The sequence below is a fragment of the Pseudalkalibacillus hwajinpoensis genome, assembly GCF_015234585.1.
Lineage (GTDB): Bacteria > Bacillota > Bacilli > Bacillales > Guptibacillaceae > Guptibacillus > Guptibacillus hwajinpoensis_B.
In genome coordinates this window covers 670758-693197 of record NZ_JADFCM010000001.1, presented here as the reverse complement: position 1 = coordinate 693197, position 22440 = coordinate 670758, and the positions used below count along the sequence as shown (strand labels likewise).

Annotated in this window: 22 protein-coding genes and 1 riboswitch; of the genes, 5 read left to right on the top strand and 17 right to left on the bottom strand. The window is 39.0% G+C overall.

The features are described from left to right. Positions 1-3 precede the first annotated feature (3 nt). Positions 4-126: a hypothetical protein gene (locus IQ283_RS24240; protein WP_276511792.1), complete on the top strand. Its 123-nt coding sequence runs from the start codon at positions 4-6 to the stop codon at positions 124-126. Positions 127-225: 99 nt separating this feature from the next. Next, positions 226-1002, top strand: coding sequence for an HAD-IIB family hydrolase (locus IQ283_RS03265; RefSeq protein ID WP_194218720.1), 777 nt, complete (start codon positions 226-228; stop codon positions 1000-1002). Positions 1003-1021: 19 nt separating this feature from the next. On the opposite strand, the gene IQ283_RS03260 is transcribed toward IQ283_RS03265, so the two are convergent. The 5 genes from IQ283_RS03260 to IQ283_RS03240 form a co-directional block, all read right to left on the bottom strand. After that, positions 1022-2014 carry a Gfo/Idh/MocA family protein gene (locus IQ283_RS03260; RefSeq protein ID WP_194218719.1) on the bottom strand — a complete coding sequence of 331 codons (993 nt, stop codon included), beginning with the start codon at positions 2012-2014 and terminating at the stop codon, positions 1022-1024. 289 nt (positions 2015-2303) lie between these two features. Continuing rightward, positions 2304-2591, bottom strand: coding sequence for a hypothetical protein (locus IQ283_RS03255; protein WP_194218718.1), 288 nt, complete (start codon positions 2589-2591; stop codon positions 2304-2306). A 133-nt stretch (positions 2592-2724) separates the two neighbouring features. Further along, entirely contained in the window at positions 2725-4962 is a 2238-nt protein-coding gene (locus tag IQ283_RS03250; RefSeq protein ID WP_194218717.1) for a SpoIID/LytB domain-containing protein, read from the bottom strand. Between the two features lie 285 nt (positions 4963-5247). Further along, positions 5248-5730: a VanZ family protein gene (locus tag IQ283_RS03245; RefSeq protein ID WP_194218716.1), complete on the bottom strand. Its 483-nt coding sequence runs from the start codon at positions 5728-5730 to the stop codon at positions 5248-5250. A gap of 53 nt (positions 5731-5783) precedes the next feature. Further along, positions 5784-6239, bottom strand: a complete 456-nt coding sequence (locus tag IQ283_RS03240) for an SRPBCC family protein (protein WP_194218715.1) — start codon at positions 6237-6239, stop codon at positions 5784-5786. A 199-nt stretch (positions 6240-6438) separates the two neighbouring features. Here IQ283_RS03240 and IQ283_RS03235 point away from each other — a divergent pair, with 199 nt between their 5' ends. After that, the gene (locus IQ283_RS03235; RefSeq protein ID WP_194218714.1) at positions 6439-6576 is read left to right on the top strand and encodes a hypothetical protein; all 138 of its coding nucleotides are present in this window, start codon (positions 6439-6441) and stop codon (positions 6574-6576) included. A 391-nt stretch (positions 6577-6967) separates the two neighbouring features. Continuing rightward, a riboswitch (cyclic di-GMP riboswitch) is annotated at positions 6968-7056 on the top strand. A gap of 47 nt (positions 7057-7103) precedes the next feature. Continuing rightward, the gene (locus IQ283_RS03230) at positions 7104-7241 is read left to right on the top strand and encodes a hypothetical protein (protein ID WP_194218713.1); all 138 of its coding nucleotides are present in this window, start codon (positions 7104-7106) and stop codon (positions 7239-7241) included. An 88-nt stretch (positions 7242-7329) separates the two neighbouring features. On the opposite strand, the gene IQ283_RS03225 is transcribed toward IQ283_RS03230, so the two are convergent. From IQ283_RS03225 to IQ283_RS03215, 3 genes are all read right to left on the bottom strand, one after another. Next, on the bottom strand, positions 7330-7743 hold the full coding sequence (locus IQ283_RS03225; RefSeq protein ID WP_194218712.1) for a hypothetical protein: 414 nt from the start codon (positions 7741-7743) through the stop codon (positions 7330-7332). Positions 7744-7876: 133 nt separating this feature from the next. Further along, positions 7877-8029, bottom strand: a complete 153-nt coding sequence (locus tag IQ283_RS03220; protein WP_194218711.1) for a hypothetical protein — start codon at positions 8027-8029, stop codon at positions 7877-7879. A gap of 307 nt (positions 8030-8336) precedes the next feature. Then, positions 8337-9686, bottom strand: coding sequence for a UDP-glucose dehydrogenase family protein (locus IQ283_RS03215; RefSeq protein ID WP_194218710.1), 1350 nt, complete (start codon positions 9684-9686; stop codon positions 8337-8339). A gap of 176 nt (positions 9687-9862) precedes the next feature. Here IQ283_RS03215 and IQ283_RS03210 point away from each other — a divergent pair, with 176 nt between their 5' ends. Beyond that, positions 9863-10345 carry a VanZ family protein gene (locus IQ283_RS03210; RefSeq protein ID WP_194218709.1) on the top strand — a complete coding sequence of 161 codons (483 nt, stop codon included), beginning with the start codon at positions 9863-9865 and terminating at the stop codon, positions 10343-10345. A gap of 46 nt (positions 10346-10391) precedes the next feature. On the opposite strand, the gene IQ283_RS03205 is transcribed toward IQ283_RS03210, so the two are convergent. The 9 genes from IQ283_RS03205 to IQ283_RS03165 form a co-directional block, all read right to left on the bottom strand. Then, the gene (locus IQ283_RS03205) at positions 10392-10922 is read right to left on the bottom strand and encodes a DUF1641 domain-containing protein (RefSeq protein ID WP_194218708.1); all 531 of its coding nucleotides are present in this window, start codon (positions 10920-10922) and stop codon (positions 10392-10394) included. Beyond that, on the bottom strand, positions 10906-13872 hold the full coding sequence (gene fdhF, locus IQ283_RS03200) for a formate dehydrogenase subunit alpha (protein ID WP_194218707.1): 2967 nt from the start codon (positions 13870-13872) through the stop codon (positions 10906-10908). The genes IQ283_RS03205 and fdhF overlap by 17 nt, the downstream gene beginning before the upstream one ends. 188 nt (positions 13873-14060) lie before the next feature. Beyond that, complete coding sequence (locus IQ283_RS03195) at positions 14061-14600, bottom strand: hypothetical protein (protein WP_194218706.1); 540 nt, start codon at positions 14598-14600, stop codon at positions 14061-14063. Between the two features lie 15 nt (positions 14601-14615). Next, a complete protein-coding gene (locus IQ283_RS03190; RefSeq protein WP_194218705.1) occupies positions 14616-16247 on the bottom strand; it encodes a sodium:solute symporter in 1632 nt (543 codons plus the stop codon). A gap of 3 nt (positions 16248-16250) precedes the next feature. After that, the gene (locus tag IQ283_RS03185; protein ID WP_194218704.1) at positions 16251-17390 is read right to left on the bottom strand and encodes a glycerate kinase; all 1140 of its coding nucleotides are present in this window, start codon (positions 17388-17390) and stop codon (positions 16251-16253) included. Beyond that, positions 17387-19114, bottom strand: a complete 1728-nt coding sequence (locus tag IQ283_RS03180) for a sugar phosphorylase (RefSeq protein ID WP_194218703.1) — start codon at positions 19112-19114, stop codon at positions 17387-17389. Before IQ283_RS03180 ends, IQ283_RS03185 begins: the two co-directional genes overlap by 4 nt. Positions 19115-19255: 141 nt before the next feature. After that, on the bottom strand, positions 19256-20449 hold the full coding sequence (locus IQ283_RS03175) for a CdaR family transcriptional regulator (protein ID WP_194218702.1): 1194 nt from the start codon (positions 20447-20449) through the stop codon (positions 19256-19258). A gap of 157 nt (positions 20450-20606) precedes the next feature. Beyond that, positions 20607-21473, bottom strand: coding sequence for a transglutaminase family protein (locus IQ283_RS03170; protein WP_194218701.1), 867 nt, complete (start codon positions 21471-21473; stop codon positions 20607-20609). Then, positions 21470-22435, bottom strand: a complete 966-nt coding sequence (locus IQ283_RS03165; protein ID WP_194218700.1) for an alpha-E domain-containing protein — start codon at positions 22433-22435, stop codon at positions 21470-21472. The genes IQ283_RS03170 and IQ283_RS03165 overlap by 4 nt, the downstream gene beginning before the upstream one ends. Positions 22436-22440 lie beyond the last annotated feature (5 nt).

Here is a 22440-nt window from a genome sequence, read left to right as displayed (position 1 = left end):
AAAATGAAAAAATTCGCTATCACTTTGGCAACTGTTTTTGCTTTAACAGCTTCTGTAATTGGTGCTTTGGATCATGAGAAATTCCCACAATCTAGTGAAGTACAAACAGAGCAAGTAAATATTTAATTTGAGAAAGGGAGGGATATTCCTCCCTTTTTTATTTGCCCTTCCATCCTCCACAACGCTATACTAATCATAATTTAATTCGAATAGGAGAGTGCTAATATGGCTTTTTATATGTTTGATGTTGATGGCGTTCTAACAGATGAGAATGCTAGACCAGATAAAGAAGTTGTTAAGATGATTGAAAAGCTAGCTACAGAGGGACATATTCTTTCTTTCGTCACAGGGCGTTCTAGAGGTTGGCTTTCCGATCACCTTTTCCCTCTATTTGATGATGAAATTGACTGGTCTTCCCTATATTGTGTTTCTGAGCACGGGGCGATAAAAGGGCGCGGAACCGATATTTCTTCCTGGGAGCTAGATGAGGAATATGTGATCGCGGATGAGGTAAAAGATAAACTATATAAAGTTAGTCAAAAAGAACAATATGATGGTCTTATTCAATGGGATCAGACGAAAGAATCGATGGGTACGGTTGAAGCTGTTCATGGTGATCCTGGTGATAAAGAGCACTTAAAGAAAACACGAGAAGCTCTTCAGGAATACGCAGATGATGTAGATTCGATTTCTTCTAAATCTGGTAATAAAACAGTCGTTTCCACTTATGGGGTCGATGTGATTCATCCAGATCTGTCTAAAAAAATTGGAGCGACGTGGATTATTGATGAAATCCAATCTGCCGATAAAGTGTTTGTTTTTGGAGATAGCAGCGGGGATATGGTTATGGCTGTAACAGCCAAAGAGCATGAATTAAATAACATTACGTTTCATTGGGTTGGAGAAGGTGAAACACCACAAGAAAAGAATATCACTTCAATTTCAAGCAAGAAGTCCTATTCAGAAGGAACGAAGGAACTTCTAGAAAAGCACATTGGCTAATCCAATGTGCTTTTTTGTATTATACTAGCTCAACTGGTTGATTTTTATCAATAGATTCATAGCAAGCTTCTATCGTTTTCAAATTATTTACTGTCGCTTCGCCGGAATATGATGGGATATGCTGATTTTCAACACAACGCGTAAAATGTTCAACCATAAGTGTATACTGCTCACCTTCAACCTTTTCTTCTCTCACGTTGCCTTCGCTATTTTTAATTCGAATTAAACCACCAGCTCCAGGCGCGTCTGGACGGTATGCAAATGGAACATGAATACTTCCTTTTGTACCAAGAATTTCATAGGAATTGCTCATTTGTCGTTCAAAGCTACAATCAAATGAAGCTGTTACTCCATTTGCAAACGTAAAGATTCCTGCAGCCGAAAGATCTACGCCAACTTCCTTAGGAATGGAAGCCTGAGCGTAAACTTTTAATGGTTCGCTTCCAATTATGAACCTAGAGGAGTGAATACAGTAACATCCCACATCCCAGATGCTGCCACCACCTAGTTCACTGTTGAGACGGATGTTATTTGGTTTGTCACCGATATAAAATGAAAAATTAGTACGCATATGCTTGACGTCACCAATTTCACCTGAAGCAATCACTTCTCTTACAATTTCATGTTGGGGATGGAATTGATACATAAATGCTTCCATAAAAATAACACTGTTGTCTTCACAGGCTTGCACCATTTGCATGGCATCACGGGCTGTAATGGCAGCAGGCTTTTCGCATAGTACGTGCTTTCCTTTTTGAGCCGCTGCAATTGTCCATTTTTTGTGTAATGTATTTGGAAGTGGAATGTAAACCGCATCGATTGATTGATCATCTAGCATCGCTTCATAACTGTCATGATAATGCTCAATGCCCATTTCTGCTGCAAATTCTCTCGCTCGACCACTACCGCTAGCAACACTCACCACTTCAGCACCTTGAGCATTTTGAATAGCTGGAATAACCGCTTTTCTAGCAATATTGGCTGTTCCCATAATACCAAATCTAATTCCCATATTTAGCACTCCCTTTCTAAGTATATCTATATAATTTTACCATATTATCCCACGAAGCAGACTACATCAAATTCTTTCATTCTTCCTACCCTTCTACCCCCAGCGTAATAGCGTATAAACCGAAACATTAAGTAATCCCTTTAATCCCCCCTTTTGATTATAAGGAAAACAAGAGCCGTACTCGTTATGACGAGTACGGCTCTTTTAATTAGTGATTCTTACATAGTAAGTTCTCATTTATATTAGCAACTAATCTACGAGCTTCTCTAGCAGTAACAAAACGACTGACTCAATCTACAAATCGCTTGATCACTTCCATAAGCTCAGGGCGAATATGATGCTCTAAATCTTTAATTTGAGATTGGTTACGGTATTTTTTTTCAATAAGGTCTCGCTGCTTACTATTTTCTAACAACCAGTGCAACCAGTTCTTATCATCCGTTTCCGTAAATGCTTCTGTTTTTTCGTACTTGTTATGTAGATCTTTCAACAAATGACCGAGACTTTTCTCTGGATGTTCATTCCAATATGTTCGTAAAGCATCGCACAATATTTCAATTTCTTTTTCCTGGTGCAAGACATCACATCCTTATCTGAGTTTATTTTGCTATATGTCTCTCGTTATGTCTACGTTCTTATAAAAATGAAATTACTCATTTTAACTATAATAACATAAAACACCTCTCTGCTTTTAAGAGAGGTGTCCACGGTTAATTTGATAGTTTATCAACTGTTTCTTCAACAGGTTTACTAATAGCAGCTTCCCCGCCCAGGAAGTAGTATTCTCTACTCATTGATTTCTTAACGTACTGTTCAGCTTCATTCGATAATTTATTTTGCTTAGTTAAAATGACTGGTGCGCTCATGGCAGCGGCAAAGGGCGATCCAGGAAGTGCATCAATAAATACATCTCCATTTGCAAAGAAAACACTCTTATTTTCAAAATCAAATGTTTCTGCAATCTTCACGCTTGTTTCGTAACGATTATCGCCAGCAACTCGTTTGACCGTTGAAGTTGTAGCAAGTTTGTCCTCAACAACACTTGAAACCGCATTTTGCCCACCGATAATCGTAGCCGCAACAGGTTTCGTTGTATTCATATACGAACCAGTAGCTTCACTTAACTTTTCACTATTAGTCAATAAGATTGGAATTTGCTTTGAAGCTGCATATGGAGCGATTGATAGAGCATCAGGGGATGTGTCATCTCCTGTTGTCACGATCACTTGATTACTATTCCCTACTTCATTAGCAACTGCGATTGACGTTTCATATCGATTTTGACCGCTTATTCTTTCTACATCAGAAATATATACTTTAGTAGAAAGTTGATCAACTACCTTCTCTGAAATGGCTGCTGGTCCACCTAGAATATAAATCTTTTCAGGTTGTAAACGATCTAATTCTTCCTCAACGACAGAAGGCAGTCCCTCACTTTTTGTTAAAAGTAATGGAGCATTGTACTTTTTAGCAAGAACGCTTCCCGTAAGAGCATCTACTGAAAGATCTCCTCTTCCAAGTACAACAACATCTGATGAATGCTTCCATCCATCTTTTGATATAGCTACGCTAGTTTCATATCGATTATTTCCTGCAAGTCGTGTAATCAAGTTTGTTTCAAATGATTCTTTGACTAATTCTGTCCCAGGATAATAGAATGATAGAATTTGTTCGTAATTACGTCCATCTTTGGACTGTTGATAAGCTCCGTATTGGCTCATGCCTATGCCATGCCCAAAGCCACTACCTGAAACGACAAATGAATTACTCGTTTGTTTAATTTCTTTTACATAAGGACTTTTCATAATCGTTGTACCAATCATAAATCGGATATTATAAGAAGTATCCTCGATTTTCATCGTATGCTTTTTCAAATCCCCATTTGTATCCATAACAAATCCATCTTTGTTTTTTAAGAAATACTGAATCTCGACACTACCTCTTAATACTTCATCAGATTTAAATGGTGGAACTGTGAAATTAATATTCGAAATATCGGTGATTTTTATTTCATCTGTAGATTTAATTTTCCCTTTAGATAATAGCCATGACTTCATATTCTTTATTTCTGTTACGTTTGAACTTAGCTCAGTCACGTTAGACCACCAGGACTCAGGTTTTTTCAAATCTAGTTTTTTTGTGTCAATTTGTTGCTTTCCTAGTGTATAGTCCCAATAATCATAGCTTGTTATCATCTTCTCATCATATGGATCTACTTTCGTCTGTAAATATGGAATCCAACTACTTCCCCACGAGTTCGTATTGGACATAACCATTCCACCATTTGTGGAAGAATAAAAGGCACCTATGTACTTCCCGTTATACTTTAGTGCTTTTCCAGCAGTTGCATCTACCGCTTCGTTTGTCGTTTGATACCAGTCATAACCTTTATAAACTTGACTGGATTGACTATCCATTAGAGAATCTTTCTGTGGTAAAGCGAAAGTCCTAGCAGCGATTGCCTGGGCTTTTAATGCTTCCATTCCACCATTATTTCCCCAGTAGGCCGGCATTTCGCTAGGCACTACCCCTTTTAAATATTCCTCAATAGAGAGCGTATTTATCGGACGGATGTACTTTCCCTCAATTGCAAATTTCATTACTCCGAGATATTTTTTGTCACCTATTCCCACATAGCTGTCCATCGATTTGGAAATCGTTGGAACGATCGTCATGGAATTCCCGAAGTCTTCAAGCTTGGTATTGCCTCGATAAAGGACCACTTTACCCGCTTCAGCTTTTACACTGTATTCATCAGCCTGGGAACTGTCTATTTTAATGCTACTATTTTCAATCTGATAACTACCTGTCACATTAAATTTGATTACGGTCGTATCCTTAATATAGTTTACTAGTTTAACCGTAACTGACTCCCCTGCAGCCTGAACACCATTCATGGATAAAGAAAATGCTAAAATGCCAATCAAAAATGACGTAAAAAGTTTCAAATCTTTTCCCCCTAAGATTTTTTAAGAAAATATTAGTTCTATTCTCCCTTTTTAACACTTTAGCATAAATTTTACATTAAAATATCATCCAAATGACGAATATTACAAAAATAACATAGAATACCCAGGTACATTGTCGAATCTATAGGTTATTTTTACTATAAAAATAATAGTAGTGATTTTTGAAAGGGTATATGTTAATGAGCGAGGTTGATTTTTGGATCATTTACGTTCTGTATCAAAACTCAACAGTATAAGCTAAGCTATCACATAAAAAAACTCCCGCTATGCGAGAGCTTTTAAGGTGGAGTAATGCCATATTTTATAAATGATAACACTATGTAGGCATCCAGCAAGATCCACAATCACATCAGTGATTAACGATGTCCTTTCTGGTAAAAAGGCTTGAATAAATTCATCCGTTACAGCAAAAATAGCTACAACGATAATGACAATGAATGTACGAAAAACAGATGATTCCCCTTTAAATAGCTGTAGTAAAACTAATGCTATGAAACTGTAAACAAAGAAGTGACCTAGCTTACGAACGACAAAATGTGCCAATCCTAGTTCTCCGTTTTTTTCTAAACTTAACGTCAAAGGTCCGTATTGGAACTCCCTAGACTGGATAATGGAGGATACACTATCCACAATGAAGGGAGATGGTTCATGCCCTATTAGTGTAAGCATTGCCATACATGAAATCAAAAAACCGATTCCCAACCAGCACTGAATACAAACCGAAACGATAGTCCGAGACACCGACATGATTGTCTCCTCCCTAAATAAGCTCTCTTAAGTATCGCCTAATGGGGAAAAGGTTATTCCGTTCGTTCAGCCATTTTCTTTAATTCAAGGGCTCTCTTTTCTAGCAGATTTTTCATATACTTTTTTAAAAACAAAAGGTTTGCGATGCTACCAATTAAACCAAACGGAGCTTCATAACTAAATTCATCGATCATTAACGTTACATCATCGATTTCCTCAAAACGATGAGAATGAACAAAAGATTTAAATGCTCCCTTTGTCATTTCATCAATAAACCAATCTGGTTCCTGCATCCCAGTGATTTTGGCAGTTAATTTTTGCTTAATGCCAAAGTGAGTCGCTTCCCATGTAACGGCATCACCATTGCCTAGCAATCCTTCCGTAACCCCGCTTACTGCTTTCTCATTTGTTTGCTCTGTGCTTTTCATATGTGCTTCAACACTTCTTGCGTAATTGAAGCAGATTTCAATAGGAGCTTCAATCAATGTTTCCAGGTAAATAACAGGCATGTATCAACACCTCCATAATTCCTTAGACCTTATTATCTTCCATTATATTGAATAAAAACAGGCCATAAAGATTATTTCTTAAAATTCGACATTTAAGGCTAAATTATTTAAACAAATGAACCGATAATAAAAATAAACGAGATTTCACTTTCACACGCATTATACATTATTGGAAAGTGACGTTACTGGGCGGATTCATATGAGACGAAACTGGAAAACTCCTGAAGAAATTCAATTTCAAAAAAAACGCAGGGAAAAGATCCTTTTCCTTGCCATACCTATCCTATCCATCCTGTTAGGTGTTGTTATTGCGATAGCCGCTAATAGCGGATTTTAATTGTGTTATTCTGTTTTCTTTTTTCTACTTCGCTTTGTGTTTTCAAAGATTGGAACGCTCTCTATAGGAGTTTGATTATTTGTTATTGTAGGGTTTGCTTTACGGTTTCTCAATAAAACCTGCCTTTACTTGATTATCTTTTACATTTCATCTTGATTCACGTATGTTGACTTTAAAAGAATGATTTACGAGATCTTCGAAAAAAGCATTCGCGCTTTAACTATGACATTGGGAAACCTGCTTTACAAAAGCTTTATTTGATAAAACAAATTAAATGCACTTTCCCAATATACATAGTTTCCAGAATACGCTATACTTGAAACTGTAGTCATTTTTCGACAATTTTTAATTTTTTATGACTTCGTTTTCTTATTTTTATATGCTACAAATCGTACGAGAATGGCAAAATCATTGAAAAATGATGACGCAAAGCTATAGGGACTTCGCGGACTGATTTCCGACAGTCAGCCAGCTGCCGAATACGGCCTCCACTGCGATTGTTGCAAGAACCAAGGGGGATATGAATGATGAGAGAATCATGGCTAACGCCAGAGGAAATCCAGTACAGACGACAACGTAAAGAGAAGATGGTTTATCTTCTTCTACCCGTTTCAGCTATTGTGATTGGAGCAGCTATTGCTTTCCTTACACAAATGACATATTAAAACCGGGGTTGGGGAGCGAATCATAGCTCTCCTATTTTATTGATCTTTTTTGAACAAAATAAAAAAGACAACCCTCACTTCAGGTCATCTACTTCGCATCGCTCTTATTTGTTACTGATTTACGTAGCTTTTTTATACCAATTAAAATGAGGCGTATGACCACATATATTATGAATAACACAATAAAGCCCTGCAATCCAACAACAGCGTCTGCAAACTCCATATTTCCTCTTCCGGTGATTTTCTGTTGAATTTCAATGGCAAAAACGACTACAAGCAATACAGTTACCGTATAAATAAACGAAATCGCTGTGATACTCCAATTTGCAAGTATACGGAACAAGAATTGCACAACAATAAATCCTGCCATACCTAGTAAGCCAATCACCCAAAAGTGTAGTTCTTTATCTGTGACCGAAAAGCCAAGGCTATACATTAATGTAATGACAATATCATGAAGCTCATTAACAATGGCAACGATTAACTTGATAAACTCTCCCATATCACACTATCCTTTTAAGTCGAATACTCATTATTCTAGACATGTTTCATTCAGGTGACAAGTCCCCCTACCCATCATCCAGAGCTTCTCATGCAAAGCTCGTCCTAAAGAAAATAAGTGGGCCCATTATAGGTTATTTCTTCTCTACTACTGCCTTATAAAGGTAGTCCTCATTGTTCACTTGAATTTCCGTTAAATCTTTTCCACAATATGGACAAATCCATTCTCCTTGATAATTACTGCTATAAGAAGGTTTTTGACATTTATTACACGTTTTCTCTACCATTTCATCACTCCATTCAATCTTTTTTATTTCATTCAGAAATCCTAATTGTCTCCATAAAGTATACTGACAAACATATTTTACCAAAGTGGATGTTTTTTTCAAGTATAAATATTCTGAACTCGAGATATTTTTGATCTGTTATTAAAAGTTCAAGCTATGTTATCTTACAAATTTAGATCTCGATTTTTGCTCATTTGATTAAATTTTTTGTATAAATAAGCTTCCTGGAGCGAGCCCCCCTCCCCTCAGCAACAATGTTTACATAAATAGCTCAATATAAAAAGTTCAAAAAAAATTCGACGAACAGCTAAGGCTGTTTTGTCGAATTATTAAACCGTTGAAGGGACTTGTAACTGATTAATGGTGGCCGACCTATAGAGATATAGTGTAGTGGATATTTCGCCGCATCTTCTAATGAATAGCAATTCCTTCCGTCTATCACAATGGGAGAAGTCATTCGTTTCACATATACAGCTAAATCTAGCTCTTTAATTTCTTTCCATTCCGTTATGATGAGTGCCGCATCTGCTCCAGTTAAAACCTCTATTAAGGATTCTTTAAAGATCACTTCTTTAGGCAAGTAGCCTATAGCATTCGATATCGCAATGGGATCATAAGCAAGAACTTCTGCTCCTTCTTCTACTAAAGATCGAGCAATTGGGATAGAGGCTGCCTCACGCATATCGTCTGTATTTGGTTTGAAAGCTAAACCGAGTAAGGCTACTTTTTTCCCTTGAAGTGGTCCAACTACCTCTTTCGCTTTTTGAATAAGCTTATTTTGCTGAGTATTGTTTACCTCGATAACAGATTTCAACAATTGAAAGTTATGTTGGTTGTTACCGGCAATTTGTACAAGAGCGTTTGTATCTTTTGGAAAACACGAGCCCCCATAGCCAATCCCAGCTTGTAGAAATTGATCCCCAATTCTCTTATCCTTTCCCATTCCAAGAGCCACATCATCTACATTTGCCCCAACTTTTTCACAAATAGCTGATATTTCATTTATAAAGCTTATCTTCGTTGCTAGAAATGCGTTAGACGCATATTTAATTAGTTCAGCGCTTTTCCGATCCGTATGATAAATTGGAATACCAAAAGGCTGATTAATGTCTTCTAATACTGCGGCGGCTGTTTTATTCTCTGATCCAATAACAATACGATCTCCATGAAACGTGTCATGTACAGCTGAACCTTCTCGTAAGAATTCTGGATTTGAAACAACTTCTACTTTATTGTTCGATCTTAACGTTTGCTCAATCCACTTTTGTATCAGTTCATTTGTTCCTACGGGGACCGTACTTTTGGTTACAACGATACTATCCTGCTGAAGTGATGTGCCGATATGTCGGGCAGCTTGCTGGATGTATTGAAGGTCGGACGTTCCATCAGATCGTTGTGGTGTACCGACCGCAATATAGATCACGTCCACCTTTGCCAATGCTTCCTGATGAGCTGTTGTAAAGTGAAGCCGACCATCCAATAAATTTCTTTTCATTAACTTCTCTAAATCAGGTTCGAAAATAGGCGAATAGCCGTCAGTCATCATCGCAATTTTCTTGTGGTCGACGTCAACGCACGTTACTTGATGGCCGATTTCAGCTAGGCATACTCCTGTTACTAGACCGACATAACCGGTACCGATTACAGCAATCTTCATCTTATATCTCCTTTCTCTTTCATCTATTTTCTATTATAAGTGAACAGAAATAGTTTCAGATCCCCTTCACTCGATCAACACAAAATCTTAATATTTCTTTGGAAAACCACTCCCTATTATGCACGAAATTCGGTATGATAGGGACTAAACTGCTTAAGAAAGAAAGTGGAAAATGCATGAAATGGTTCGGTAAGCGAAAATGGTTTAGTCTCGCACTCTTAATGATGATCATACTTTTCGTCTCCTCTAATACCCCTTATCAAAAACAGGATATGAAACCGTTCTTTAAAGGAATGATTTCGATCCAAGAAGAGGATTTACCCCCAATTGAATTCACCTATGATGGTGCACTTGTTACACCTTCAGCGCCATATCAATATGTTGAATTTTTTCTTAGGAAGGGAGCCCATGTTGCCTCGTTCGGTTTACTAGCGTTTTTATGTATCATGGCATGGAAAGAAAGCAATCGAAAAGCATCCCTTATCCTAGGCTCATTAACAGCTTTTCTCTATGCATTATTTGATGAATACCATCAAAGTCTCGTTGAGGGAAGAACGGGACATTTAATTGATGTGCTTGTACCAGATTCATTAGGTATAGTGCTTACGTTTATGGCCTTTGTCATCATCTCACAAAGAAAAAGTAAAGCTGCACGCTGAAAAGCCCCGCTCAATTTGCGGGGCTTTTCAGTGGAATTATAGAAAGTTAAAGATCCTGTCTACCCTCAGAGGACTGTGATTTATCGGTCATTTGCTCTTCGTTCTCAATATCTTTCCCCATCCCTTTCAAAAAAGTGATTAGAATGGTTAAAGATCGATTAATCTCCGGATCTTTTAGTGCGCGAAGAAGACTCAGATAGCTAGTCTTCTCGTTGTCGTCAGAATGCTCAGCAACATTCTCAATACCTGAGTTTACCTTTAAAAGCAATGGCTCAAGATCCTGAACGTTAATCTTTCCTGCTGCTCCAAAGAGAAGCATCAGATTTTTTAACGCCGTTGTATTTTCCGGAACATTTAATAGATCGACGATGACCTTCAGAACGCGGTCACCTTCTCCAAAAAGACCGTTTAAAAGCGTTAAAATGCCTCGATCTTTCATCCCACCTACAACGCTTAATGTTTCAAGAAGGGCATCTTTATTTTCAATCAAAGCATCTTCAATCTCTCTAAGATCACTCGCGCGCTTCTCTTCTTCAGAAACTTCAATACGCTTGATTTGCTTAATGGCTTTTGCCATAGTTAATGCCCTCCTTTTTCACCATATCTCCAGGGAAGAGATAATCTTTTCTTGCCCATTTCCGCTCAACCATGACGCCTTTTTGAGGCTGTGGATTTCCATAGCGATGATTGATCTTTGGAAGTGGTGAAGTCCCTTTGTCTTTCAAAATTTCCATCTTCGCTTTCACTTCTTTATAAACAGGCGTATCAGTATCTTTATCTGCCTTGCTACTTGTAAGTAAGTTAATCGCCGCATCATCTTGATCATTTAGCGGAATGTATACTTCTTTTCCTTGCACACGGTCTGTTACGAGACATTTAATCTTAACAGCTCCATATGGTGACACAAGTCTAACTAACGTTCCGTCAGATAACCCTCTTTCTTCTGCTAATTCAGGAGAAACTTCAACGAACGTACTTGGTGTTTTCGATTTAATGCCTTCATTTCGATACGTCATATTTCCTTCATGAAAATGCTCTAGCAAACGCCCATTATTGACATGAAGATCGTACTGCTCATCGTACTCGAGTGGTTCTGTCCATTCGACTGGGAATAGTCTTGCTTTTCCATCCGGAAATGGAAATTCTTCTGTAAAGAGTAGTGGTGAATCCGTGCCATCTGCCGCAACTGGCCACTGTTGACTCTTATATCCTTCAAGACGTTCATAAGAAACCCCAGCAAACATGTCAGCAAGCTGAACGGCCTCAGCCATAATGTCACTCGGACTATCATAATCCCAACCTGCTCCCATTTCATTTGCGATTTCCATAATAATTCTCCAGTCGGGTTTCGAATCTCCAAGTGGTTCTAGTGCCTGATAGAGACGTTGAAAACGGCGTTCTGTGTTTGTGAACGTTCCTTCTTTTTCAAGGCTTGGACTTGCTGGAAGGACGACATCTGCAAACTGAGCTGTCTTCGTAAGGAAAAGATCTTGCACGACGAAGAAGTCTAGCTTCTCAAATGCTGCGTGAACATGGTTAATGTTAGAGTCGACAATTCCCATATCTTCTCCTTTTAAATACATCGCTTTTAATTTTCCTTCATGAATATGTTCGACCATTTCATGATTATTTAAGCCGACTTCTTCAGGAAGTGGCGTTCCCCATGCTTTTTCATACTTATCACGCACTTTTTGATCGGTCACATTTTCGTAACCGGGCATTTTATCAGGCATGCTTCCAAAGTCACTCGCACCCTGGACATTATTATGACCTCGAAGTGGATAGGCACCTGCTCCTGGTTTACCATAGTTTCCAGTAACAAGAAGTAAATTTGAGATGGCAGTACTCGTATCTGACCCGCCACTATGTTGTGTGACGCCCATTGCCCAAAGTGCTACAGTTGTCTTTGCTTCATGGATCATTTCAGCAATTTGGATTAATTCCGCCTCATCAATTCCTGTTACTTCAGATGCATAGCTCATAGTGTACTTTTCAAGACTAGCGATATAGTCATCAAGACCATTCACACGGTCCTTCAAGAAAGCCTCATCAGCCCATCCTTGGTCAATAATATACTTCGTTACAGCAGAGAGCCAAACAAGATCAGAACCTGAAGAAGGGCGAATAAATAAATCAGAGCGTTCAGCCATTTCATGTTTTCTCAAATCGGATACGATGAGTTTTTGACCGTTCAACTTATTCGAACGCTTTACCCTTGTCGATAAAACAGGGTGAGATTCTGAAGTGTTTGATCCAATAACAATGACAAGCTCAGACATTTCGATATCTTTTATCGATCCAGCATCACCACCGTGGCCTACTGTACGGAATAACCCTACTGTTGCTGGAGTTTGGCAATAGCGAGAGCAGTTATCAATGTTATTTGTTCCGATGACACTTCTTCCTAGCTTCTGCATTAAATACGATTCTTCATTTGTACACTTGGAAGAACTAATAAAAGAAAGAGCATTTGCACCATGGTCTTCTTTCACCTCAGAAAACTTTCGGCTAATGAGTTTAAGTGCCTCTTCCCATTCTGCTTCTCTAAATGAATCGCCTTCGCGAATAAGTGGTTTTGTTAAGCGTTCTTCACTATTCACGTAATCCCAGCCAAATTTCCCTTTTACACAAGTGGAAATCCCGTTCGCTGGAGCTTCTACCTGAGGCTCTACTTTTAGGATATCTCTCCCTTTTGTCCAAACGTCAAAACTACATCCTACACCGCAATACGTACATACGGTTTTCGTTTTTTTAATTTCATTTTCACGCATGGACGATTCCATATCAGATATCGCAAGAATAGAATTATAGCCAGTCTCCACGTTTTTTGTTAATTCGATCATAGGGCGAAGCGTATCTTGTTGAATACCAGTTAAAAAGCCAGCCTCACCTTCCATGCCTTTCTCCATCATGGCATTACAAGGACACACGGTTGAGCAATGTCCACAAGAAACACAAGAAGATTCATTAATATCAACGTCATTATCCCAGATGACGCGCGGACGTTCTCTCTCCCAATCAATTGTTAACGTCTCTGTTACCTGCACATCCTGGCAAGCTTCGACGCAGCGTCCGCAAAGAATACACTGATCTGGATCGTATCGATAGAAAGGATTTGAATTATCAACAGGGTCTGGTTTTTGTTCAAAAGGAATCGCCTGATGATTCATCTTCATTTGTTTCACCGTATTATGTACTTCACACGTGCCGTTATTGTAATCACAGACAGTACAATAAAGCTCGTGATTATGAAGAATACGATCCATTGCAATATTCTGAGCTTCCTTTACGTGAGAAGCTGTTGTGTTAATACTATCTCCATTTGAGAGAGTCGTTGAACAACCCCTTACAACTTCTCCGTTTACTTCCACCATACAAGTGTCACAAGTTTCGATGGCTCCAAGACTTGGATGATAGCATACGCTCGGCAAGTCTAGATTATGATCATTAAGTGCTTGAAGCACACTTTTCTCACTAGAAATTTGTTCACTTTTACCATTAATCGTTACATGGATGGAATCCGACAAATGACATCACCCTTTATCATAATTTTCAATATTACTAATTATTTCTTTCCCTACTTATTCAAGCTTTAGACAGTATTTTCTAAAAAACATTTAATAATCTATTAAAATATTCACATGCTCTTATTTTTGGAAGCTAAGAAGGCTTCTAGTATTGATTATCACATTTATGTAAAATCAAAAAGCACAGCTCATATCGAGCTGTGCTTCAATTGATTTTTTAAATGATGGAGGAAAGAGTCTTTCATTGGTAAATCAACTTTCCCAGTTACGCCATCAACCATATAGACTTCTCTTCTATTTCCTTTGATATAGCCTACCCAATAAGGCAAATACAGTTTGGATGGTTCCTCTAAAGAAATGTTGATCTGTTTTTTCTTTTTTTCTTTTCCAAACGCTTCCCAATATAACGCATGTTTTGCTTTATCTGGATCTGGAGAACAATGGGCAAACATTTCCCCAGGGACCTCCCCTTTTTTAAGAGGGTAGTCCACTGGAAGAATAGCTGCTTGTTCAGAGATTGACTCGATCGCAATTCTTCCGTTAATTCCTTCTTTCAATGAGGTTGTTTTCAGGTGATACTCATACATCCAAAAAGGGAGATAAACGAGTTCACTCGATTCAATCCTTTTTTTATTTTCAACGATGCGCAGCAGCAGACTAGAGGTATATTGTTTCATTGCTTTCAAAGCTTTCTCCCGATCAATTGTTGGTTCAATATAATAGGTCATCTTCTATAACCTCCTTTAGATCAGCCCTATGAGATAGAGCACAATCATAACAACAACGAAATACCCGACTAAATAAATCGGCCATTTTGACGTACGGCGTTCTTCTTCAATCTCTTCATCACTTAGAGACGACGCTGCTTCAGAACGTGCTTTTAACACTTCTTGTATATCGTCATCTAGATCAAACAGCGTAAGCCCTGCTAGTTTCTCAGCTTTAGGTTTTGCTCCAATAAAGCTAACAACATATCCAACCCCTACTGAAACAATCGCTCCTACGAAATTATTGTATAACCATGATACTTCAGCAAACTGGGTAACGCCCCAAACAGAAAGCATTCCCGCTATAATACCAGTCACTGCACCTACACCGTTTGTTCGCTTTGTGAAAATGGCGAGGATAAACACACCCAAAAGTGCACCATAGAAATAGGAGCCTATCTTATTTACAGCTTCAATAACCGGACCAAGATTAGCTGCAAAGAAAGCGAAGATTGTTGCGTAAATTCCCCAAAAAATTGTAGCCCATCGCGATGCTTTTAAATAATGCTGATCTGTTGCATTCTTTTTCACGAATTGACCATAGAAATCTCGAATCGACACGGCTGACAATGAGTTAAGAGCAGAGTCCAGGCTAGACATAGCGGCTGCAAACACCCCTGCAATAATAAGACCCGAAATTCCTGCTGGTAATTGGTTCACAACGAATAGTGGAAATAGTTCATTTAAGTTATCAACATTCGGGTCACCAAATGTTCGGTAGAATGCAAACAAAAGAATACCGATAAAAAGGAAAAGCAGCATTTGCGGGATTAAAAGAACTCCGCTTAGAACGAGTGAAAGTTTACTTTCGCGTATTGACTTACTTGTTAAAACACGCTGGATTTGACTTTGGTCTGTTCCAAAGTAAGCAGCATGAAGGAAGAACCCGCCAATCACACCGGCCCAAACGCTATATTCAATAGAAAGGTCAAAGGAGAAATTGAGCGATTGGAGCATACCTGCGTCTGAAGCGCTGGCAAGAATACTACTCATTCCGCCCGGAACTTTCACTAAAATAACAACGATACTAATAGCGGCACCTAACCATAATACGAACATTTGAATCACGTCAGTCCAGATAACAGCACTGATCCCACCAAGTACCGTATATGATACCGCTATCACAGCCATTAAAATAATCGTTATCTTAATATCCCATCCTGTTACGACGGATAGTACTAATGCTGGGGCATAAAGAACAACACCTGTCGCAAGTCCTCGAGCCACTAAGAAGAGGGCGGCGGATAATGTCCGTGTTCCCGCTCCGAAGCGTCTCTCTAAATACTCATAAGCCGTATAAACTTCTGCTCGATAGAAAAAAGGGACAATTGTAGCGATAAGAAAAGCCATTGCAAGCGGCACATTAATAAACGTGTTAATGCGCTCTAGTCCACCTTCATATCCCCAACCAGGTGCACCTATAAATGTGATCGCACTCGCTTGTGTTGCCATAACTGAAAGCCCGATTGCCCACCATGGAATGCTTCTTCCGCCAAGAAAATAATCCTTTGTCGTGTTTTGATTCTTTCCGAAACGCGCTCCAAACCAAGCAATCCCAAGAATATAAACAACAAGAACCACGTAATCTAGCATTGTGAATTGGCTCATCTTCTATTCTCCCTTCCCCTCATTAATCCATTGATAAAGCGTCATAAAGCGCTTGCTTGCACGGTACAATAACTCTGGTCCTCGAGTCATGGCTTCTTTCAATTCCATTGGCTCATCAATAATAGGTAGAACGGTCATAATGCCCATCTCCCTATCTTCTAGAATCGTAGAAGTACCAGCGAAAGCGATCGCAGGAATATTAACAGATTTAGCTAGCCGAGAAATACCCGAAGGTACTTTACCATATAACGTTTGGGCATCTAGCTTTCCTTCTCCCGTAATCACTAAGTGACTCGACTTCATTTGTTCTTTTAAACAGCTATGCTCAGCAAGTAAAGAGAAGCCGCTCATAAAAATTGGATCTAAGTAGGCTAGTAGGCTAAAACCAAACCCGCCAGCTGCTCCGCTTCCATCGCTGTTCTCCAGATTCATGCCAATTTTTTCACTCACTCTATTCGCATAGTTTTTCATTCCAGCTTCAAATCTATTAATATCGTTAACACCCTTTTGTGGACCGAACACAGAAATAGCGCCTTCCTTCCCAAGTAAAGGATTCGTTACATCAGACGCCACTACAACTTCTACGTCTTTCAGACGAGAATCTAATGCTGTAAGGTCGATAGAAGAAATATGAGCAAGAGATGCGCCATTTGCCTTTATTCTTTCACCTTTCTGATCGAGAAACTTAACCCCAAGCGCTTCAAAACAACCAGTTCCTGCGTCAACAGTTGCGCTACCACCTAAACCGAGTATGATTTTTCGTGCCTTCTTATTAAGAGCATGCTTAATTAACTGTCCTGTCCCATAAGTGGAGGCTTGATGCGGATCGAGTTCACTTTCTTTAAGAAGAGGGAGTCCTGAAGCTGATGCTGTTTCAATAATCGCAGTAGATGTTGATTCTACCCAACTATATGTCGCCCTGATCGGCCGGCCAAGAGGGTCGCTGATGCCTTCAACGACGATCTCTTGCCCATTGAGAATAGTAGCTAACGCATCTACTGTTCCTTCTCCACCATCTGCCATTGGTATGAGAATCGTTTCTGCATCAGGAATAACTTCCTTTATCCCACGCTTTATGGCGTGGGCGGCATTAAGACTACTCATAGATCCTTTAAAAGAATCAGGAGCTATTACGATTCTCATTCACTCACCTCCGATGTTGTACACACCCAAAGAACTTCATAAGGAGATAACGTCATATCTGAAGAGATTTTACACTTTGAAATGAGATCGAAGGCAGTACTATCAAAATAAGGATCAAGTATTTCTCGTTTGAGCGTAATAGTGTCATCTGAAACATTAGTAATCGCTACAACTCTATCTCCCGTCTGTTCATTCGTACGAACAACAGAGAAAATGCGTTGATCCATTTCCAACACTTGTTGAGAAGCATTGGGATGAAAAGCTTTATTTGATTTACGCGTTCTGATAAGCTTCTTAAGATCATTGAAAACTAGATTCCGTAAGCTTCCTTCCTTTTGAAGTTCATCTTCAAGCGTTGATCGTGAAAGCTTCTCTCGATTAATCGAGCGGTATCGTCCTGTTTCATCGACGCCACTTTGATCATTTTGAGAGCCTAGTAAACTATGAACGTAGATGCCAGGTACGCCCATCAATGAAAGCAATACTGATTGAGCTGCAATAAACCGCTTTGCCTTTTTCTCATTCGATTCTCCATTATTTGAAATCGCATCTAAATAATTAATGTTCAATTCATATGGACTCTTTGTTCCATCACCATTATTTTTATAAGAGACGTAACCACCATTTTCTTGAACTTTATCCGCCATTCTCTGCACTTCAGATGCTGATAGGATACCTTCTACAGGTCGAACACCTATTCCATCATGAGAAGCTAGAAAGTTAAAATAAGTAGTTGTTTCCGTAGTAGCTTCAAGGGATTTGGCCCATTTCGTTAACTCCGATGCATCGCCAGTTTGAAAGGAATGGAGCGTCAATGGAGGTAATGGGAATTGATAAACAAGATGGGCTTCGTTTGAACCGTCCCCAAAATAACTAATGTTATCTTTATGGGGAACGTTAGTTTCTGTAATTACGATCGTTCCCGGTGCTGCTTCTTCAAGTACTTCTCTCATAACCTGCACTAGCAAATGAGTTTCCTCTAGGTGAATCGATGTCGTACCTAGTTTTTTCCACATGAAGCCAATCGCATCTAATCTTAAAAAGCGTGCTCCTCTCTCAACATAAGTGAGAAGAATATCAAGGACTTCAAGGAGGACACGATCACTTCCGTAATTTAAATCAATTTGATCTTCACTAAACGTCGTCCAAATGTGCTTCTCTCCATTGTTCGTTTCAACTTTAGTTAAAAGAGGGAGCGCGCGAGGACGGGTCACCTTGCTATAATCCGCTTCAGGATCAGCTTCAATAAAGTAATCCTGATAAGCCTCGTTTCCTTTTAAATATTCTTTAAACCAATTACTTTCACTTGAAATATGATTTATAACAGCGTCAAACATTAGATCCGTTTGATTAGAAAGCGCTTGAATATCATCCCAATTACCAAGCTCTTCATTTATTGATTTATAATCCATCACTGAAAATCCGTCATCACTCGTATAAGGATAGAAAGGAAGAATATGCACCGAATTGATTTCATTCGTAAGGTGATCAGATAAAAATTCTCGCAGCGTTCTAAGAGGAACTTCCCCCTCTTCTTTAATAGAATCACCATAAGTGATCATCATAATATCTTTTTCATCTACCCATTTTTTATCAGGCTCTATTTGCTTTCGCTTATATGAATTAATTAGTTCCATTACTTCAGATGTCACAGAAAGCGCTCTTTGTTCTCCGTACAGTCGCTCTAACTTGTTGTATATGCTCTCCTGAATTGATGTTCTCATCTGTTATGCCTCCCGAAATATGTTCTACTATTAGTTTATTAAATCTCCCGAAAGCAATCTATGTTACAGAGAACTAAAAAAACGTGTATTACATAAATATTTTTAGTACATATAATAAAAGACACTTTTTTAAAGTGTCTTTTACGTAGGGTTTGATTTATAAAAAGCAAGAGCTACTTGCAGAAGAACAGCATCCTCATAATTTCTAGGGTCATATCCAGTAAATTCACTAATTTTCTTTAAGCGGTACTGAAGAGTGTTCTTATGGATATATAAATCACTCGATGCTTTTTGAATGGAGCCATTTGCTTTATAGAAAGCTTCAAGCGTTTCAATCATTTGATCTTTTTTCTCTAATTGTTCTAAAGGGAGAACCCTCTCAACAAAATCTAATCTCACTTCTGGGGCGAGATCATACACAAAAGATTCAATGCCAAGTTGATCATAGAAAAACAAATTACTCTGCTTTCTGGAATGAAGCAAGGCTTTCTCTGCTTCTTGTACAGACCTTGATATTTCTCTTGGCGTTGTATACATCCTTCCAATACCCGCAGCCATTGTGAAGGGGTAAGAAGATTCGATAGCTTGCTGGATTTGTTCCAGTCGAAATTGAATCTTTCCTTTACGATTCACCTCGGCCACTTGATCATTAACGGATAATAAAAGAATATAACGTGTACTTCCTGTTGGTATGATCACATGCTGACTATTGGGTGGAAACCTCGATTGAATCTCTTGAAGAATATCTCGACGAAAACGCTGAATTTCAAGTTCTCCTTTAACATCAGCTTGATAGCTTGATAATTTATTATAAATAAGATCATTCATCCCGATCATATCAAGAATGACAGCGACTCTCGGGATATGGACATTGATGCCAAGAATCCATCCTCTTGAGGCAAATAATTTATCATTTTCCCACTTTCCATCGATCCATTCATCAATAAACGCTTCTTTCGCTCGATCTTCTAGTTCGAGCTGTTCATCAAAGTAAGCTTCCTTCACAAGAATTTCAGTCATTTTTTGGATTACCTCGCCCATCTGTTTGATTTCTTCAGGGGCTCCGGTAATACCGATCACACCAATAATCTGGTCATGCAAAAAAACGGGGAGGTTTATGCCTTTTCTCGTTCCTTCTAACTCATCATCCTCTTCGATCACTAAACTTTGTTGCCGTTGCAGAACATTATAGGCTCCTTCATGGAAGTGACCGATACGATTTGGATCAGTACTAGCAATAATTTTTCCTTCACTATCCATAAAATTAATATTGCGACTAATGATACTTTCCGTTTCTTCTACGATTGATTGAGCTAGCGGAGGTGAAATAATCAACCATTTTCGCCTCTTTTCTGTTTAATTAGCGGTAAGATTATCGCTTAAGAAAAATATGATTAACAAACAAAACCTTACATGAATGCTACTACTATTTCCATGCTTTCAAGCGGTTTTAGTGATGGAAGGATGTCAAATTTAAAAAACGGGCAGCTTCTTACCCGCTGACCCGTTCTTCTAAATTCTTTACACCTACACTAACGTTAAGCGTGTGGGCTCCACCGATATATACCCCTTTTAGAGGAGAAATATCACGATAGTCTCGGCCTACTGCAATCCGAATGTGCTGTTCGCGAGCTACGGCATTATTCGTTGGATCAAGGCCGATCCAGGCTAGGCCCGGCACTTTTACTTCAAGCCACGCATGAGTTGCTGCGTCCCCACGGTAAGCGGAATTCTCCCCGCTATAAATATATCCACTAACATAGCGAGCCGGAATCCCTCGATGCCTACAGAGTGCAAGCATTAGATGAGTATAATCCTGACAAACGCCAGTACGATGAGTGAGAATTTTTTCAGCGGTCGTTTCAACATTTGTGGCTCCTGCAACGTACTCCATCGTGTTATAAATATGTTCATTAAGCTTCACTGCAAAGTCAAGTTCATCTCTAGCATTTGCCCAGAGCTCTCGTGTTTCTTCTTCCATCACATGCTTGGAGATTGTCGTATAATCCGTTTCGATCATATATTCGGCATGAGCTTGCTTAAAAGATTCTGAATGAAGTTCAGCTAGCTGATTATCCGTAAGTGGTAAAGTAACATCCAGCGCGAGTGGATGAATTTCAATCGTTGAAATGGTTTCAATTTCAAGGTCCTGATGTTCGCCCCATAGATAGAACGTTTCAACATAGTTGCCCCAATAGTCCGTATGCCCGTAAGTCTTGCTTTCAGGTTGGATGCGAACGCGATAGTCATGAAGCGTTTGTTGCACATCATGAAGCGGTCGCAATCTGAACTGATTAATACTCTGCCTTACTGGCAGCTCATAGTGATAAGTGTTCGTTTGGGTAACTTCGTATTTCATGGTATCACAACTTCCCCCAGGTAATAGGTTTTCGTAATGTGCATGCCGATCGTCATACATCTGTGTTGAAAACTCTGAAGAAACGCATGAGCTCCTTGATTCAAAATTTCTTCGATTGAGAAATCATAAAGATCATTGGCAAGGTGCTCGAGCTCTTGTGCAAGTGATTCTGAATAATGTTCGACATGACCATCTTCAAGCGCGACAAATGCATTTCGCACTTTTTGAATACAGTACATCATTGATCTTGGAAACTCAGCATTTAAAATGAAAAACTCAGCGACATTGCGACTTTTAATCAACGGTCGATACGTTTTAATGTAAGCTTCATGTCCACTCACAGACTGAAGAACTGACCACCAGTGATGATACTCCACAATTTCTGTGTTCTGGTAGCTCTCTAAATTTTTGTGATAATAAACATCCAATATGCGAGCTGCCTTCTCAGCTCTTTCCAGGTGTTTACCCATTTCCATGAAAAGGTAAGCATCTCCTCGTGGCATTGTTGCTTCAACAATCCCCTGAAATAAAAGAGATTCCTTCTTTACAAATTCACAAATATCGCTAACTTCTTCCATCGTCCATGGCGTGTGGCTTTGTTGCTTTAATTTTAAATAAAAAGAATTAATACTTTCCCATAGTTCATTGGGGATAATTTCTCGAACTGCACGTGCATTTTCCCTAGCAATAGTTATTGTATTGAGTACTGAATTAGGATTCTTTGATGAAAACAGTAGGAACTCCATCACATTTCGATCCATCGGTCGATCATGTTCTTCATCAAAAACCTCTTGAAACCCGCTTATTTCAATCAGTTCATACCAGTTCTGATTCGTCTCTTCGATTGGATTAGCATTCTCAAGACGACTCGTTAACTTAACCGCGATCAATCGCGCGTTATTCTCTGCTCGTTCGACATTTCGGGTTAACCAGTAAAGCGAATCAGCTACTCTGCTTAGCATGGTTG